Raw genomic sequence first — 14909 nt, forward strand, 5'->3', positions numbered from 1 at the left:
CTTGCTTTAGAGTGCGATACTTGATTAGATTTCCCTATGCGGATTCTATGCCTCGCGCTCTATCGATCCGTTCAGCTACCCGGTAAGCGGCTTCCAACTCCGAGCAGCCAATGTTCTGCATCAATGTCCAGCGCTCTGCTTTTTCCTCGGGTTCCGTCATGGCCAGGGCGAGGTAAAGGCTGGGCGGCACTGCTCGAAACAGCGTTTCGAGCTTTTTCGACAGCACCACTCCCTCGGTATATTTCCCCGGTTCTTTGCTAGCTGAGAGCAACAAAGATTTCTGTGCAGGCGTGAGCTTCTTGAAGCGTGCTATTTCTTCGCTTTCCGCGGGCGGCATGTTCAAACAAATCCACCATTCGATCATGTTCAGCATGGTCTGCGCGGCGGAAGGAAAGTCGGCAAGGTTTTGCGTCGCCAGCCAGAACCAGGCTCCGAGCTTGCGCCACATCTTGGTTCCCTTGACCACGAATGGCGCCAGCAGCGGGTTTTTGGTGATGATATGGCCCTCGTCAGTGACCATGATGATCGGTCGGCCCAGGTACTGGTCGCGCTCGGCCAGGTTGTTCACGGTGTTCATCAGGCTGATGTAGCTGATGGACATCTGGGCCTCGTAGCCTTCGCGAGCGTAAGTGGCGAGATCGACAATGGTCACATCGCTTTCGGGCCAAGGTGTGCCTTCGCGATCGAACAGTTCACCCTCGAAACCCTGGCAAAACAGGTCGATGGATTCACCCATTTCCTGGGCACGCTCACGACGCTTCTCCGGCAAGTGCGTGTCGGCGGCGACGCGCAGCAACGCGTCGCGCACATCGTGGGTCAATACCTGTCGACACGACGCGACACAGGTCTGTGCCGCATCGAGAATGCACTCGCGGATTAAGCTGCGATCGGCTCGACTCAGGCGCGCCTCTTCCTTAGCCTCGCCGCCGGTGATCATCAGCCGGGCGGTGATTTCCAGTTCGCCAAGAACATCGCGTTGGTCTTCTCGACTTGCTGCCGCCTCATCGTCCAGCTCATCAATCGACAGACTCGCCACCTGATCCGGTTGCTCGACCAGGCGCCAGGCATCGGCGAACGGGGCGAGACTGACCGAGGCGCCAGGTTTTAATTGGACCTTATTGACCGACAAGCCCTGAGTTGCGAAGTAATCACCCTGCAAGCCGAATGAGTTGCCGGCCTCGACGATAAACAGGCGAGGGCGGTACACGGCCATGACCTGCATCAGTAGGGTGACCAGGGTGGCCGACTTGCCGGCGCCGGTGGGGCCGAACAACAGCAGATGGCCGTTCATGGCCCGATCTAGGCGTGACAATGGATCAAAGCTCAACGGCGAGCCACCACGATTGAACAGGGTGATGCCCGGGTGGCCGGTACCTGTACTGCGGCCCCATACCGGGAGCAGATTCGCCAGGTGCTGGGCAAACATCAGGCGCGTGTACCAGTTGCGCGTGTCGCGGGCCGGGTTGTAAGCCATTGGTAGCCAACGCAGGTAACTGTTGCAGGCGGCGACCTCATCGCCTTCGCCTACCGGTTGCAGCCCCGCACCCAGCAGTGCGCTGGCCAGGCTGACCGAGCGCTGGTGCAATTGCTGCTCATCGTGACCGCGCACGTAAAACGCCAGTGTGCCCCGGTACAGCTTGTGCTGGCGGCCAATGATCGCGCGAGCCTCTTCAACATCCTGGCGGGTCTGGGTTGAGGCCAGGTTTTCTCCTATGGATTTGCGCGCTAGGCGGTTTAACTGCTCCTCGAGCATGTCCTGCGGCTTGATCACTAGAGTCAGGCTCATCACTGTGCCTTCAGGCAACTGGTCAAACAGCGCATTCACCGCGTCACCCTTGCGGGCTTCCCCGGTGAGTTGACCAATCGACGGTGCCCGCCGCAGTTTGTCCACCACCATCACCCGGTGGGGCTGATCGTCGAAAAACCAGAGTCCGTGCTGCACATCCGAACGCGGTTCGTTGAAGAACAGCCGCTCGGCAAAGTCGTGATCGAAGGGCAGTTCTAGTGACTCATCTTCGCTCGACTCTGGATAGGCCACGCGGCGGTAGAATTCTTCGGGCGCTTCATCGGTGAGCTTGGGTGCCGGATTGAACCAGGGCAACAACCAGGCATACAAACCTCGGCCATCGACTCGTGTCGATTGCACGCCGCACGCCTGCAAGGAAGCACTGATACGTTCGCAAGCCTGTTGCAGGGATTGCACTGGGGTGAGTCCCGTCTCATCAGCGTCAGACTCAAACCAGCGATAGACCACCAGGCGCACCCGTCGGTTATTGCCACGCCAGGGCAGGCGCGTCACCACCTTATCCTCAAACAAACCACCGGGCTTGACGATGGCCTTCAGATGATGGCGGCTGAGCGCCAAATACGCCTGGGTGAAGACGGTGCCTCGTGCGCTGTCCTGAATATAATCGGTGAGCCGGGTCAGGTAGGGGGTGAAGTCGTTATCGTCCTGGCAGAAAAACTGCGCCACCCAAGGCGCTTGATCCAGCTCGTCAAAGCTATCCTGTAGGGCGTCTTCAAGGGCATCGCGGGCCGCCATCAGCCAATCAGGTTCGCGCCCTTCGGTGCCGATGGGCAGCAACTCGAACACCGCACCCACCGAGCGATTGTCATCCAGCAGAAAACACTGTTCGGTGTCGAGGTATTCGACCCATGGCAGGTGATCGGTGAAGCTGGGGTGGTGCGCATACAATGCGGCCTCATCGGCCAAGGTGGCACGAGGGCGCAATGGGTGGCGCCAGGCTTTCCACGCAGAAGAGCCCTCACCCGAGTCGCCGGTAGGCACTATAAGTCTTCCTGACGTTCACCCGGTAATGCGTACTGCACCCGTTGGTAGAACGGAAAGACGGTTGAGTACCCCGGGACCGGTGCCTGCTCGGTACCACTCAAATGCGGATACACGTACAGCACCAGATCGGGATTGGGCAGGCGAGGGAACAGATTGTGGATCTCGTTCGCCGCGGTGCGCGTATACGGTTCCTGAAGAGACGCGGAGGAATCTGCCTGAGCCAGCGGACGGCGTAGCTGCTGCCGAGCATCCAGCAGTTGCTGCTGAGTGCCTTGCGAACCGGCGCCATTCCAGATATCCATCATGGTTTGCTCGCCATGGGGCAGCAGCGTCTCCTTGTCGGTGGAGCACCCTGTGAGGACCAAGGAAAACACGCTAATCCAGGTCAGGCAGGGAAACGTGGATTTTTTCATGGCGTACGCTCCGGCCCTTGGGCTCGTAGTCGATGGTGATTTCATGGTCGAGGTGCAGCGCGACTTGGGCGGCCGGTGGCACGTACACGGCAGCAAAGGTCTCGCCATACAATTTGTTGATCCACCCGCGGATGTCGCTGACCCCACCACTGAGAATTGAATTCAGCGCGCTATTGCCACTGCTGCTGGTGACCCCAAGCGTACTGCCGCCCGAACTGATCACGCTGCTGTTGTTCTGCTCATCCCCGAGCAAGGCGGCGACACTGGCGCCGGCGGCAGTGATCAAACTCTGGCTGCCGAGGTACTGTTGAGCGTTTGAGCGGCGTTCGCCGGCAATGCACGGGATGCCATATGGATCGGATAGGTAACCGAGTCCGCCACGAATCTTGTCGGTGTTCGAGCTCTGGGTGGTGGAGGCATTGCGGCTGGCCACTGCCTTCGGCTGAGGCATCGTGCGGATGGTGCCGTCAGTAAACACAAAGGTGATTGACTCGACCTGTCCGCGTACGCACGACAGGGTCCAGTCACCGGATGCCGTGCCGCTCATAACGGCCCCCGCGACGTCCGGCAGATCGATGCCGTTGGCGGTCAGGTTCTCGGGGCCCACCAGTACTTTGAAGGGATAGGGATCATTCACGGTGCCGTCGACTGGGACTCGGCCGATCAGCGCGGTCATGGCGACCGAACCCATCAATGTTGCGTTTTCGGGAATGGTGTAGACCGGCTTCGCGCCTTCGGTACGATCAGCGGAGCGTGTCAGGTCATGTTCACCCTTGGTGACCTCGTGTAACTGCTTCTGGCTGCGGTCGATGGCATTGTCCTTCAAACCCTCCAGTGTGTTGAAGGCAGTAGGCAGACTCAGGGTGGACGCGGTCTTGGTTCTGCCCTGGGGGGCGGTGGACAGAGCATCCGAGGGCTCAATCCACAGCAGTGCATCATTGGCAGAATGCTGCCGTTCGAACTGGGAGCCGTCGCCCGGCTCAAGCCCCAGTCCGATAGGCATACCCTTGTCTTTGCCGGTCAGCCCTGACAGCTGCTCCTGCAATTGCGCCAGCAGACCACGGGCCTGGCGACTGTCTTGTTCCGCTTTGAGTCGAGCCTCGTTGGCTTGTCGTCGACCTTCGTCGACCTGTTGAGTCACGCTGCCAAGCGCCGTCTGGATACGCGAATCAACATTGTTTTCCCGCTCGCGCAGGCGGTTGTTTTCCGTCTGCAGCGAATCGTTGTGTTTCTTCAAACCGAGCATGTCGCTGCGCATGGCCTTCACCTGGCCGACCAGGGTTGCGACCGTATCGCGGGGGGTATCGCCCGCAATACCGAGCGACTTGGCTTGCTCGGCGGATAGCTGAAGATTGCCTTGATCAACCGACTTCTCTGGAGAGGAACTGCTGCCACCCGCGACCCAAGTTTTCAGGATAATCAACACCACGCCCAGCAGCGCAGCCGGTACCAGCCATTTGAGCAAGGCGTTAGCTTTCATCGCCAGCACCTCGCGAAACGGCCGGGAACAGCACGGCTTGCTCAAGGCCGACACTGCGGGTGACAAGGTAGGCGATCGTGGTGTCTTCAGCGCTGCCGACAGGTCCGAGGAAAGCATGCTGGAAAGCCGCGGCGAATAGCTTGGCCTGAAGTCGACGTGGATCGAGTTGCACCGTCTCTGAACCACGATTGCGCAGCTTCACGGCCGTCACCCAGTAATCACCGAGTCGCCAGGCGGCGATGGGCGTGCTGGACACGTGTTCGATCGGCAGCAGGGTTGGCAGTTCGGTGCGCAGCTTGAGCGGGACGCGGCGTACGCCGGGCAGGGACTCCACGGTGCGTAGCGGCGCATACAGGCTTTGCGCGGCGTAGCGTGTCAAAGCGACTGGGATTGGCGTACGTTCTGGAACAGGGACGGTGCTGGATTCAGCCTCGGTAGGCTGCTCCTGAGTATTCTTAAGAATACGCACGGGTTCCAGCGGTTGATCGCCAGGCGTGGCCGCAATGTCCAAGAGGATGATCTCTCCCGTCGCGACAGATTGCAGCTGTAGGCGGGTCGGGGCGATGGCCTCCGACGCGCGCAGGTACAGCGTGCCGCCAGTTGATTGCACGCGCAGCTTGCCCGTCAGGGTTGAGGGCACTCCGACGCGAACAGCCTCATCGACAAAGACCACCCGCTCCTGATTGATCACCAGTGGGACCGCGAGAGGGAGGCGTTCCCAGCGCATCAACTCGACGGCCTGCGCTGCAACTCCCCATAGCATCAGTGCGATGGTGAGCGCCGGGGTAGAAATCCGCTTCATGAATCACCTCCAGGCAGAGCGATTTTTTGTGGCGTGCCTTGATAACAATCCAGTGCCAGTCCCCACTTGTTGTGTTCGGGATCGAGGTCGAACCGCACCACGCGTAGTGGATAGCGCACCACCACCCGTTTCACCGGTTCCGCGGCGTAATATTCATCAGCGTTGAGGTCGAGGGTGACCAGCCAGCTGTCGCGGTCGAGTTGCTTGACCCTGAGTTCCGGATCTTCGCTGTAACCGCGGCCCAGAATTTCGTAGACCCCGCGCACTCGCTGGCGCAGTTCACCGGCGGCCTTGCGGTATTCGTAGTCGCCGTCGAGGAAGGCTTTGCAGGCAGGTGTCAGGTAGGACTGCAAGCCATAGATGGCGCGGCGATAATCCTGCTCGCCATCCGAGGGCCAGCGGTTTAGCTGACCAAAGATATACAGGGCAAAGGCATAGATATTTTCTGAGGGGATATCCCACCACTTGCGAGTGCTGCCCGAGCGCAGATCTGGTGGTACATGCACGGTCAGATCGGTCGGTGCCGAACGCCAGCCGTACCAGAGCCCGGCACAGACCAGGGCAAGGATCATTACCGCCAAACGCAGGCTGAAGATATGCGCCTGTTGGGCATCGACCTTGTTTCGAAAGCGGCTCATCGCTGCCACCGGGACAGAGCAGGGCGCAGCCGACGCGAGCGGCGAACCGTCCAGGCGCCGGAGTGAAGGATCAAACTTCCGCGACCCAGGCGCCAACGGCTGGCGAGGACCCATTCGATTTTGCGGTATAACCAGGTCTCGGGGCGGGCTCGTTTGGCCCGACGCAGTAGCGCCCCACCGGCCAATAACACTACCGCCATGCCTGCGATCATGCTGGTTGGCGCCACGGCAATGGAGGCGGTGGCAATCGCCAGAGGAACTCCCAGCACCAGCCCAATGATTGCGCCGGTACCGAGCGCTACCCACATCTCATCATTAGTCAAACCGCGCAACACGGCAGGATCACGATTGAGTCGCTCAGGCAGAAACACTAAGGTGCCGTCGGCAAGGCGTTCGATAGTGTCGTTCATGTCGGCCTCACAGAATTGCGGCAGCCTTGGTTAAGAACCAGATAATGATCACCACCAGCAAGGCGCCGATGCCTACCACGGCGCCGAGGTCCTTCCAGGTCTTGCGCTGGTTCTGCACGTCGGCATAGACGGTCAGGGAGTGCCAGGCCACGCCGAGAAACGCGAGCAGAGCGATCAGCAGACCGAGCAGGATGCCGCCGTCGTAGGCGTAGTTTTTGATCGTCTCGATCAACCCGGAACCTTCACCACGAGAAGGCGCTTCCATAGTGGGGAGATCGGCAAAAGCCAGGCTTGGACCGAGCACCAACAACAGACCGATTAGGCGCTGGCTGGCACGATCGCGCAGGTTGTTTTTCAGGGGGGAAAAATACTTGAGCATGGCGGCGATCTCCTAGATTAGGACAAGGTGAAGAACATCAGGACGAGTAGGGCGAGCAAAACGCGCGCGGCAATGCCGCCGAAGTCTCCAAAGCGCACACTGCCAGTCGCCCACCCTCGGTAAGCCGTCCACATCACCCAGGCGCACCAGAGCAATACCAGGACGAGAACCAGGGACAGCCAGAGCGTCGAACTGCTTTGCGGTGCGAAGCCGGAGGCGTTTTGGAACGCAGCGGTCTGAGCGTCAGTCATGCTCATGGCGACGGCTCCGTTAGCGGGGTGTCGAGGCGGTAATCGCCGACGAGTTCGGCGGGATCGCGGGGTTGAGCGCGAGAAGGGGAAAGATAATCCTGCACACCGTGGCGGATGCGCTGGATGTCTTGAATTAGGCGGGGATAGTCGAAGCGATATCGTGTGGACGTGCCTAGAGTATTGTTTGTATTTGCGCGATTCGCGAGGTGCTCGGTAACCTCAAGCTGTTTTTGGATGAGCTCCATCTCAACCGGTTCTTGACTGGGTGTCGCGTTGGCGCAGCTGCACGCCACCAACAATATGGAAATCAGAGGGCGGGGGATGAAGGGAGTAAGCATGGCGATTGGCTCTGGATTCTCACGTGCAGGATTGTGAAAGTGACTAGCTAAATCCCTAGGAAAACTGAAGCAGAGACAATCGTTTTTGAGGGCGATTGACCTCTTGGGTGTTCGTGATTTGCGCGGTTCACATACGCCGACGATAGGGTTGTGCCGAGGTGTTACCTCCTCGCTTTTGGACATGAAGTCGGTTTTTAGGGAGAAGTTTTTATGCAATGGGTTTATCTGTTTATAAAACCATATTATTGGGTATCTTTCATTGCCTCTTATGGGGTAGCGCAGAACCTAGAAGGGATTGGGTGGTTTGGTTATTTTAATGGCATATACGAGCCAGGTATACCGTACCCGTTATTGAATCTTAGTCCCGTTGCGGGCGTTAAAATAATCTCTACGTTTTTTTTCATGCTCTTGGTTTTGATGGGCTTTATATTTGTCAGAGGTGCTTATGTTCTAGGGCATAAGCCGGGCCTGTTGGGTTTGTTGGTCGTGTTTTTTCCTGGGGTTTTATCATTGGCTGGGTTCTCGCCGAGTTGGTGGTTACTTATTCCTGAAAGCTTTAATCTGGGGGCGGGCTATATAGGGGGTTTTTGGAGTAGCGGGATAAATTTCTTACTTGCGTTCGTCTTGGGGTGGTCGATTGTTTTAATTGTCGCAAATTTATTCAAAAGCCCGAAGTTTAAGCGTGGCTATGACCATCTGTGGTGTATGTTAAGCCTGGTGGGATGTATGTATTTGGTGGTTGACTCTCAAGCAAGATTTGATCGCGATCAAATGGTTGATACTAATAAATTACTAGGGGATTATTTGCTATTTTATAAAGGTCGGTATCAAAGCTTGAAGGGGAGTTGTCTAACCGACACCTCTTTTTCAGCGGCCGAAAATGCAGTCTGCAAGTCCGCTATCAATGTGTATTCGACATTATCGCTAAATAGCGTCGGGGATGAGCCAGAATTGAGGCGATACGGAGATTCGTGGCTGCAATCATTACCAGATCCCAATGATATCGCTAGGATAAATGCTTATTTTTGTACTCATAACGGCAGTGACGCGTGCCGTGAAACGCCTTCCCATCTAATGATAAGTAGTCAGGAGTTTGGTAGCAAAGATTACATTCCATTGAATGCCCATGGGGAGCGTGTAGCTAAACTTTATGACAAGCTTGGAAAGTTAGTCGATAAAGTTAAACTGAGTCGCGAGCACGAAAATCTAAAGTATTTCCTCTTTTGTATTGTTTCTTTTCTTGCCGGCGGCAAGGCTGCAACAGCGACATTGTCAATAATAGGAGAGGGTAACATGAAGTCGCGCTCGTGGTTGTTGCGAGCATTGAGAGTAATATTTTTTAAGTGGTGGTTCCTTATAAAGCTGAGGGCTCGCTAAGTGACAAGTCATTCTGGTTTTCCGGCTCACTTGGGTAGGAGTGCTGTGAGTTCCTTGGTTGTACTTCAGGTGGATTGTTTAAATGTATTTTTTGAATGTGGTTGTCGTCAAGGCAGTGGCTACACCGAGCATCACGGCGCAGGGAATAAAAACGGCCGTTGGATTGAATGTAATGGGCAATAATAGGTAGATGATCCAGGGCATAATCAATAGCGGTATCAAAGTCCGTTTTGCACGGTGGTATACAAAGCTACTTTCCCGACCTGCGCCAAATTTACGCAGGTCTCGGCGTATCAAGCCATCGATAAAACCAGTGAACATGGCTAGCAAAAATAAGGGGGTGGCCAGGATCAGAATGGCTAGGCGCACCATGAAGGTAAATGTCACATACACTGCGGCCAGCACGAAATCTTCAATGCTCACGTACAGCTGATTGGTCCAACTCCAGAAGCCGATACCCTGGCTCGACACCCGCGCCTGCCGGGCAAAATCCGCAAAGCCAGTCTTGACCAACAGCCACTGATTGAGAAAATCCAGCCACTGGACAATCGTCTGTCCAGGCTGTTGGATGATGAGTGAAGCTTGGAAGTGCTCGCTGAGCCATCCCACTTCGCTATTCAACATGGCCTGGCTGTGTCGCCAGCCCTGATCGCCCCAGAAGAGCAGCAGGCCGGCGAACTCTATGAAGATCGAGAACAGCAACGAGGCGATCAGCAATCCGATGATGCGCAGGATTAAGGCGGTCGCCGAGATGATTAACCCCGAGCGCTGGACCGGTTGTGGCGGCGTGTGCCGGACGGAACTCGCCATCGTTCACTCCATTGCGCGCTGCAGTATTGATGTCGTCACGACGCCTTCTGGACAGTTTTCTGCTGAATCGAAACCTGAGGCAGGGGCGGGCTATCCCACCTGATCCAGATCGAAGTTGGTTGTTGGGCCGCCACCGCTTGCGCTCCACCATTGCCCTGCCTGCTCGTTGTAGGTGGCCCGCATTCGCTGGGTGAGCTCCTGTAGGTCCTTGGGCATGGCATCGTCGTTAGAGGGTTTTGGCAATGGCATGCGCACTTTCCAGAGCTGCCCACCGGCCTGGAAAGAGAACATTTGCCCTTTGGGCAAACCGACGATGTGTGCGGGTTCGATCAGCGGCACACTGGTGCTGCTGACACGGTCCTGTGAGGACGAGGTGAAGTCCGTGTTGGCTTCAGGATCGGAGGTATCGGTGGCACCCGACACCAGGGTCTTGGTCAGCACGTTAACCTTGGGCAACTGCTGTGTGAGCAGCTCCGCGGTGGCGGTCTCGCGTACGCGGAGCATCTGCAACGTATTGAAGTTACCAATAACCTGGCCGGCCTTGGCGCGATTACCAATGCGCGCTTCGATATCACTGAGGGTCTGGGTGTAAGCCGTCACCTGGATGCCAGCGCCACCGCCCTTGTTGATCAGCGGGATGAATTCATCACCCATCAACTCGTTGAACTCATCGGCGTGGAGGTTGATCGGCAGCTTGTCACTGCTACTGCCCGATGCGGGCAGGCCATGGTCGATGCCGTGTTTGTAGATGTGTCCGGCGACCGAGACCAAGTCTGCGAACATGGAATTGCCCACCGCGGCGGCCACCTCGGCGTCGGTCAGTGCATCCAGACCAACGTAGACGATGCCGCGTTTTCGGATGATCTGCATCCAGTCGAAGATCGGCCGCGGGTCATCCAGGTCGGTGTAGTTGGGGGCCAGTAACTGGGCGGTCTTGCCGGTGGTGAGTTTCTCCAGCAGCGGCAGTAGCGAGGCAACGATTTTGTCAAAGTAAGTACGGTCGTAGCGCACCGCCGAACGCAGCCCGTCCATTACGGGATCAAATACCCGCTTCACCGCCAGGTACTGCTCGATGGCCACCACGCGTTTTTCGCGTCCCACCATATGCCGGGGAATGTTTTTTTCGGTGAGCTTGCCTTCAAGCTGGACGATCACTTCCCATGCTTTCGGATCGGTTCTGGCGAAAAATTGCTGGGCATACTCAATGAACAATGCGTCGATGTTGACCACATGCCGTTGGATTTGTAGGTAGTCTGGGCGTCGGCCCAACTCGATCAGGGCGCGGGCGATGATGTTGACGAAACGCCAGGCGAACTCGCGAAATGCCGCCGAGTTGCCTTCACCACTGAGCTGCCCGGCGATGCGCGACGCCACTTCCGAGATGCGCCCGAAGCGTCCCACGGCGTTGTAGCGGGCGGAGATCTCCGGCCAACCCAGATGGAACACATAAAACTCTTTCTCCCGACCGGCGCGTTTGGCTTCGACGTACATGCGCTTGAGCAGGTCGGCATCGCCCTTCGGATCGAAGACAATGACCACCTCGTGTTCGACGCGATGGATGTCTTGGGTGATGTACACCTCGGCGAGCCGCGTCTTGCCGACACGGGTCGTGCCCAGCACGAGGGTATGTCCGACTCGTTCACCCAGCGGCAGACTGACTTCCGTTTCGTCCGGCTCAACCCCATGCAACAACGGTGAGCCACCGACTGGGGGTAAAGGGCGCAACGGATTAAAGGCGCTGTCCCAGGCCGTGACCCGGGCCAGTGTCGAGAGCGGAAACGGTGCATGTTCCAGGCGACGTTCGAATCCACGTGCCAGGCGGTAACGGGTCGGTTGGTCGACGTAGTGAGCGACGGCCGGATCCTGGGCCTCGACTAAGCGCTGGGTGTGCAGGCGGGTCCAGCGAAAGCCTCGGCCCATGAACAGACGTTTGCGGCTCACCGGAATCTGCTGGCTGGTCAGCTCGTAGCGAGGCAGCCGGCGGATATTGCGCCGATAGCGCAACACCTCCCAGGCTTGTCGGAGGCGGATCAAACCGAACAGGGCATAGGCCAGAGCCGCAATCAGACCGATCTCGGGTGATAGGGCGACGGCCCAGGGCGAATACACGCACAGCACCGCCGCGGCGACGCAGATCGCCACGGTATACAGCTCGACTGCGGGCCGGAGTTTGGACTCCATCGCATGCTCGGCCATGATCCAGACTCACTGTTCCAGTGAGGTGGCTGTGATTAAGATAGGGTAGTGCTCAATTTTCAGGCGAGAGGCGATGTCGTTGCCGTTGACCGGCAGGATGGTGATGCCCGGCGCGGCTGCTCGAATTCGGGCCAGGGCTTGAGTATCGGTCACTTCGACGGCGAGGCCGGCCGCCCCCATTTCTTGCAGTTCAGTCGCACGCTGATGCAGCCAAGCCAGTGACTGGGGATCCTCACCTACTAGGAAAAATGGGCGTAAGCCCGGCATCTTTAGGGCGCGAGACGTGATGTGGCCGGGGCTCAAGTGAGAGCTGTGGACGGGTAGTATCCAGGCTTCATCGGCAAACGTGGACAGGTCCGCATGCATGGCCCGACTAGGCTGGATCTTGTTGTTTATTGGCGGCCAGGCGACCTGAAAATGGAGGCGGGTGAAGTCGCTAGGCTGATCCCCGGCTACGGTCGGTTCCGGCTGGGCGAAAGGAGCCAAGAGCAGGATGAAATAGCAGATAAGGGGTATTCGCTTCATTGTGGTGTGCCCTGTTTGAAGGAAACCTGCAATTGTTCGAGTTGTCGGGAGAAGCCGGCGCGGTAACGCGCGGCCGGCGTTCCTCCTGCCGGGCGGTGATACCGGCCAGCAGCTGACACCCAATCACCGGTGACGGCGTGATGCTCTTGCAGCAGCGCGGCAGTCACGGCCAGATTGCGGTAGGGTTCGAGGGCTTCGCAGGGACTGGAAAAATGCTGTCCGTGATAACCCAGGTTGATTTGCCCAAGCCCGGCATCGACCCGCTTGGCGTCATACCGAGCAAGCGCCTGAAGCAAGGCGTGACAGGCGGTCTGACGATTGGCGAAACGGTAAGGGCTACCGGCAATATTCAGCGTCCAGGGCCACGGCAGCAGTCGACCACGGAGGCGGGCGCCACTCTCCTGCAGGGCAATCGCGAACAACACCGTAGAAGGGACGTTGGCGTCATGCGCTGCCAGTTGATAAGCCGGAGGCGGAAGTTCGTCTGCCCGGACGGCGTGCACCGTCAGCAGGAGCGCAATAGCAATCAATCGAGACGTTGCCATTGTCCGTTCACCTGCTGAAATGTGACGGGTAACTGTCTCGGGGCTCCCAGGCTGAACCAGCGCCCGCGATCATGGTTCAGGGTGATTTGCCGGTGTTGGACCTTGGCCTGATCGATGTCCGCTTGCCTAGCCCAGCGACGGACGCGTTCATCCTCGCCTTGGCTGCCCACCAGGTAAATATCAAACGCCGTATCACTGCTTTGCAGACGCTGTGCTTCAGCGGTGCACGCTGGGCAATGGTCCTCGACAAACAAAGCTCGGCGCGGCTCTACCGGTGAGCTAGCGGTGGGCGGGGATGCCATACCCTGAATCGGCAACAGCCCCGGAAACAGCTTGGCCCAAGCCGCGGTGTAAGCATTTTGGTAAGCCAACTCGCGCTCGGCACGTTTGGCTTCCAGCGCTACCTGCAATTCGGCATAGCGCTGACGCTCTTGGTCGTTCTCTGCTTCGACGCCGAGTGCAGTCAGCGGATCGAGATTCGGGCTCCAGTAACCACGCGCCCCGGCTTGGATCTGTTCGAAGCGTGTCCACTCCTGCTCCGTCAGACCCCAGCTTGCCGCCTGTTTAGAGTGCGAACGCTCCAGCGGAGCAGACTGCGTGTCCTGGGTCCGTGACGGTGTCGTGGCAGGGTTAGCCATCGCAGCGTCGGTGCTAAGCAGTGAAACGAGACAGACAACGGAGGACAGTAGCGCTCGGTTCATGATCGTTTCTCAAGGGAATGGTACGGTCTGGTCTGGGTGATTGGTCACCGCGAAGATGGCGGCCTTCAACTCCATCACCTTCAACTGCCATGTGCCGAACTGCTCGCCGTTGTGCAGCAACTGGATATCCTTGAGTGAGCGACTATCAGGAGGAGCTACGGCCAGAAAGAGCTCGCCACCGCGAGACTCAATACCCAGCACTGAGAATGGCGGCGAGAGCGGGGCAGGCTTTGGGGGAGGGGCTTTTTTCGGCTTGGCCGAGGAGGGCGTCGGTGGTGGGAATGGTGGCTGGCTTTTGAGGTCCAGGAGTTGCTGCTCGACGTGCTCAAGTCGTGCGCGTAGCGCGATCATGTCGGCTTCGGTGGCACGGTCTGCCAGACCGTCGCGTAGCTCCTGTATCTCTTGCGCCCCTTGATCCAACATCGGATCGAGGGTATTGGCCTGTTGCTCACCGGTATCGACCATCTGCTTCAGGTCTTTCAGTGCGTACTGCAGCTTTTCCTGGGCATCCAAGAGGGTGCTTGAATCACGTTGCAGGGTACCCAGGGTCTGTGCGCGTTGGGCGTTCGCATTTTCCAGCTCGGTCATGCGTTGATACTGGTTATACAAGCCACCACTTAGCCCGGAGACCGCCAGACAAAGTGAGCCGACAATGAGAGTTTGAAATGTTGAGGCTTTCATGGACGAGCCTCCGACTGATGGGACGAGGTTGGCGTGACCCGCACCGTGCCGCTATTTTTCTGCGGTTCGAAGCAGACCGAACGGCTAACTTCATCGGTCGTGAGTTGCCAGGCGGGGCCAGCCAGCACTTGGAGCGCGCTGCGTAATGAGATAGGGCCGAGCCGGTAATGGGCGGCGGGCAGAGGCCGGGTAAACAGTATTTTCACTGGCTCTTCGGCAGGACAGAGCGAATAACCCGAGCGCAGCAGCACGTAGTGCATCGCTTCCTGTACCGAAGAATTCAGGTGGGACGGAATGCTCACGTCAACGATTTGAGCGAGAAGATCACGTTGTTCCGTGGTGGGGTCGGTGCTGACCAGCGTATAGCGGCCATAGCGGAGCTCTGACGGATGGTTTTCGTCGGCTGGGCTCCTCGATAACTGAGGCCGATTGGAGCCACCGTCAATCTCTGGATGAGTCGGCAATGGGGTTGGGATTTGCGCGGTGCAAGCACTCAACAAGCCCAGCAGGCAGACAGGCGTGAAAAAACGCTCCATGGAAAAAACCTCATGTCAGATTCAGTGGAGAACCTG

17 protein-coding genes are annotated in these 14909 nt (G+C 57.9%); 1 reads left to right on the plus strand and 16 read right to left on the minus strand.

What is annotated here, in order from left to right; translation table 11 throughout:
- Nucleotides 1–34: 34 nt before the first annotated feature.
- From J3P91_RS11040 to J3P91_RS11080, 9 genes are read right to left on the minus strand one after another with little or no spacing between them, the layout of a single operon-like run.
- Nucleotides 35–2788, minus strand: coding sequence for a conjugative transfer ATPase (locus J3P91_RS11040; RefSeq protein WP_126587184.1), 2754 nt, complete (start codon nucleotides 2786–2788; stop codon nucleotides 35–37).
- Entirely contained in the window at nucleotides 2788–3204 is a 417-nt protein-coding gene (locus tag J3P91_RS11045) for a TIGR03751 family conjugal transfer lipoprotein (RefSeq protein WP_310360511.1), read from the minus strand. Before J3P91_RS11045 ends, J3P91_RS11040 begins: the two co-directional genes overlap by 1 nt.
- On the minus strand, nucleotides 3167–4684 hold the full coding sequence (locus J3P91_RS11050; protein ID WP_434604064.1) for a TIGR03752 family integrating conjugative element protein: 1518 nt from the start codon (nucleotides 4682–4684) through the stop codon (nucleotides 3167–3169). Before J3P91_RS11050 ends, J3P91_RS11045 begins: the two co-directional genes overlap by 38 nt.
- Nucleotides 4674–5486: a TIGR03749 family integrating conjugative element protein gene (locus tag J3P91_RS11055; RefSeq protein ID WP_434604067.1), complete on the minus strand. Its 813-nt coding sequence runs from the start codon at nucleotides 5484–5486 to the stop codon at nucleotides 4674–4676. The genes J3P91_RS11050 and J3P91_RS11055 overlap by 11 nt, the downstream gene beginning before the upstream one ends.
- Complete coding sequence (locus J3P91_RS11060) at nucleotides 5483–6124, minus strand: PFL_4703 family integrating conjugative element protein (RefSeq protein WP_014338741.1); 642 nt, start codon at nucleotides 6122–6124, stop codon at nucleotides 5483–5485. The genes J3P91_RS11055 and J3P91_RS11060 overlap by 4 nt, the downstream gene beginning before the upstream one ends.
- A complete protein-coding gene (locus J3P91_RS11065; RefSeq protein WP_137204802.1) occupies nucleotides 6121–6534 on the minus strand; it encodes a TIGR03750 family conjugal transfer protein in 414 nt (137 codons plus the stop codon). The genes J3P91_RS11060 and J3P91_RS11065 overlap by 4 nt, the downstream gene beginning before the upstream one ends.
- A gap of 7 nt (nucleotides 6535–6541) precedes the next feature.
- Nucleotides 6542–6913 (minus strand): TIGR03745 family integrating conjugative element membrane protein, encoded by a 372-nt coding sequence (locus tag J3P91_RS11070; protein WP_434604072.1) that lies wholly within the window; start codon nucleotides 6911–6913, stop codon nucleotides 6542–6544.
- Between the two features lie 17 nt (nucleotides 6914–6930).
- Complete coding sequence (locus J3P91_RS11075; RefSeq protein WP_434604075.1) at nucleotides 6931–7170, minus strand: TIGR03758 family integrating conjugative element protein; 240 nt, start codon at nucleotides 7168–7170, stop codon at nucleotides 6931–6933.
- Nucleotides 7167–7502 carry an RAQPRD family integrative conjugative element protein gene (locus J3P91_RS11080; protein WP_137204805.1) on the minus strand — a complete coding sequence of 112 codons (336 nt, stop codon included), beginning with the start codon at nucleotides 7500–7502 and terminating at the stop codon, nucleotides 7167–7169. Before J3P91_RS11080 ends, J3P91_RS11075 begins: the two co-directional genes overlap by 4 nt.
- 210 nt (nucleotides 7503–7712) lie before the next feature.
- On the opposite strand from J3P91_RS11080, the gene J3P91_RS11085 reads away from it, so the two are divergent.
- Nucleotides 7713–8879 (plus strand): hypothetical protein, encoded by a 1167-nt coding sequence (locus tag J3P91_RS11085; RefSeq protein ID WP_434604079.1) that lies wholly within the window; start codon nucleotides 7713–7715, stop codon nucleotides 8877–8879.
- 78 nt (nucleotides 8880–8957) lie between these two features.
- On the opposite strand, the gene J3P91_RS11090 is transcribed toward J3P91_RS11085, so the two are convergent.
- The 7 genes from J3P91_RS11090 to J3P91_RS11120 all read right to left on the minus strand — a co-directional run bounded on the left by J3P91_RS11090 (nucleotide 8958) and on the right by J3P91_RS11120 (nucleotide 14873).
- Nucleotides 8958–9689 (minus strand): TIGR03747 family integrating conjugative element membrane protein, encoded by a 732-nt coding sequence (locus J3P91_RS11090; RefSeq protein ID WP_434604082.1) that lies wholly within the window; start codon nucleotides 9687–9689, stop codon nucleotides 8958–8960.
- A gap of 90 nt (nucleotides 9690–9779) precedes the next feature.
- Nucleotides 9780–11885, minus strand: a complete 2106-nt coding sequence (gene traD / locus J3P91_RS11095; protein WP_434604084.1) for a type IV conjugative transfer system coupling protein TraD — start codon at nucleotides 11883–11885, stop codon at nucleotides 9780–9782.
- A 9-nt stretch (nucleotides 11886–11894) separates the two neighbouring features.
- Nucleotides 11895–12410, minus strand: coding sequence for an integrating conjugative element protein (locus tag J3P91_RS11100; protein WP_434604087.1), 516 nt, complete (start codon nucleotides 12408–12410; stop codon nucleotides 11895–11897).
- Nucleotides 12407–12955, minus strand: coding sequence for a lytic transglycosylase (locus tag J3P91_RS11105; RefSeq protein ID WP_434604090.1), 549 nt, complete (start codon nucleotides 12953–12955; stop codon nucleotides 12407–12409). Before J3P91_RS11105 ends, J3P91_RS11100 begins: the two co-directional genes overlap by 4 nt.
- Entirely contained in the window at nucleotides 12937–13656 is a 720-nt protein-coding gene (locus J3P91_RS11110; protein ID WP_434604093.1) for a TIGR03759 family integrating conjugative element protein, read from the minus strand. The genes J3P91_RS11105 and J3P91_RS11110 overlap by 19 nt, the downstream gene beginning before the upstream one ends.
- A gap of 9 nt (nucleotides 13657–13665) precedes the next feature.
- Nucleotides 13666–14337 (minus strand): chemotaxis protein, encoded by a 672-nt coding sequence (locus J3P91_RS11115; RefSeq protein WP_434604096.1) that lies wholly within the window; start codon nucleotides 14335–14337, stop codon nucleotides 13666–13668.
- The gene (locus tag J3P91_RS11120; RefSeq protein WP_154906267.1) at nucleotides 14334–14873 is read right to left on the minus strand and encodes a PilL N-terminal domain-containing protein; all 540 of its coding nucleotides are present in this window, start codon (nucleotides 14871–14873) and stop codon (nucleotides 14334–14336) included. The genes J3P91_RS11115 and J3P91_RS11120 overlap by 4 nt, the downstream gene beginning before the upstream one ends.
- Nucleotides 14874–14909 lie beyond the last annotated feature (36 nt).

The organism is Pseudomonas sp. Z4-7 (genome assembly GCF_051131965.1).
GTDB lineage: Bacteria > Pseudomonadota > Gammaproteobacteria > Pseudomonadales > Pseudomonadaceae > Aquipseudomonas.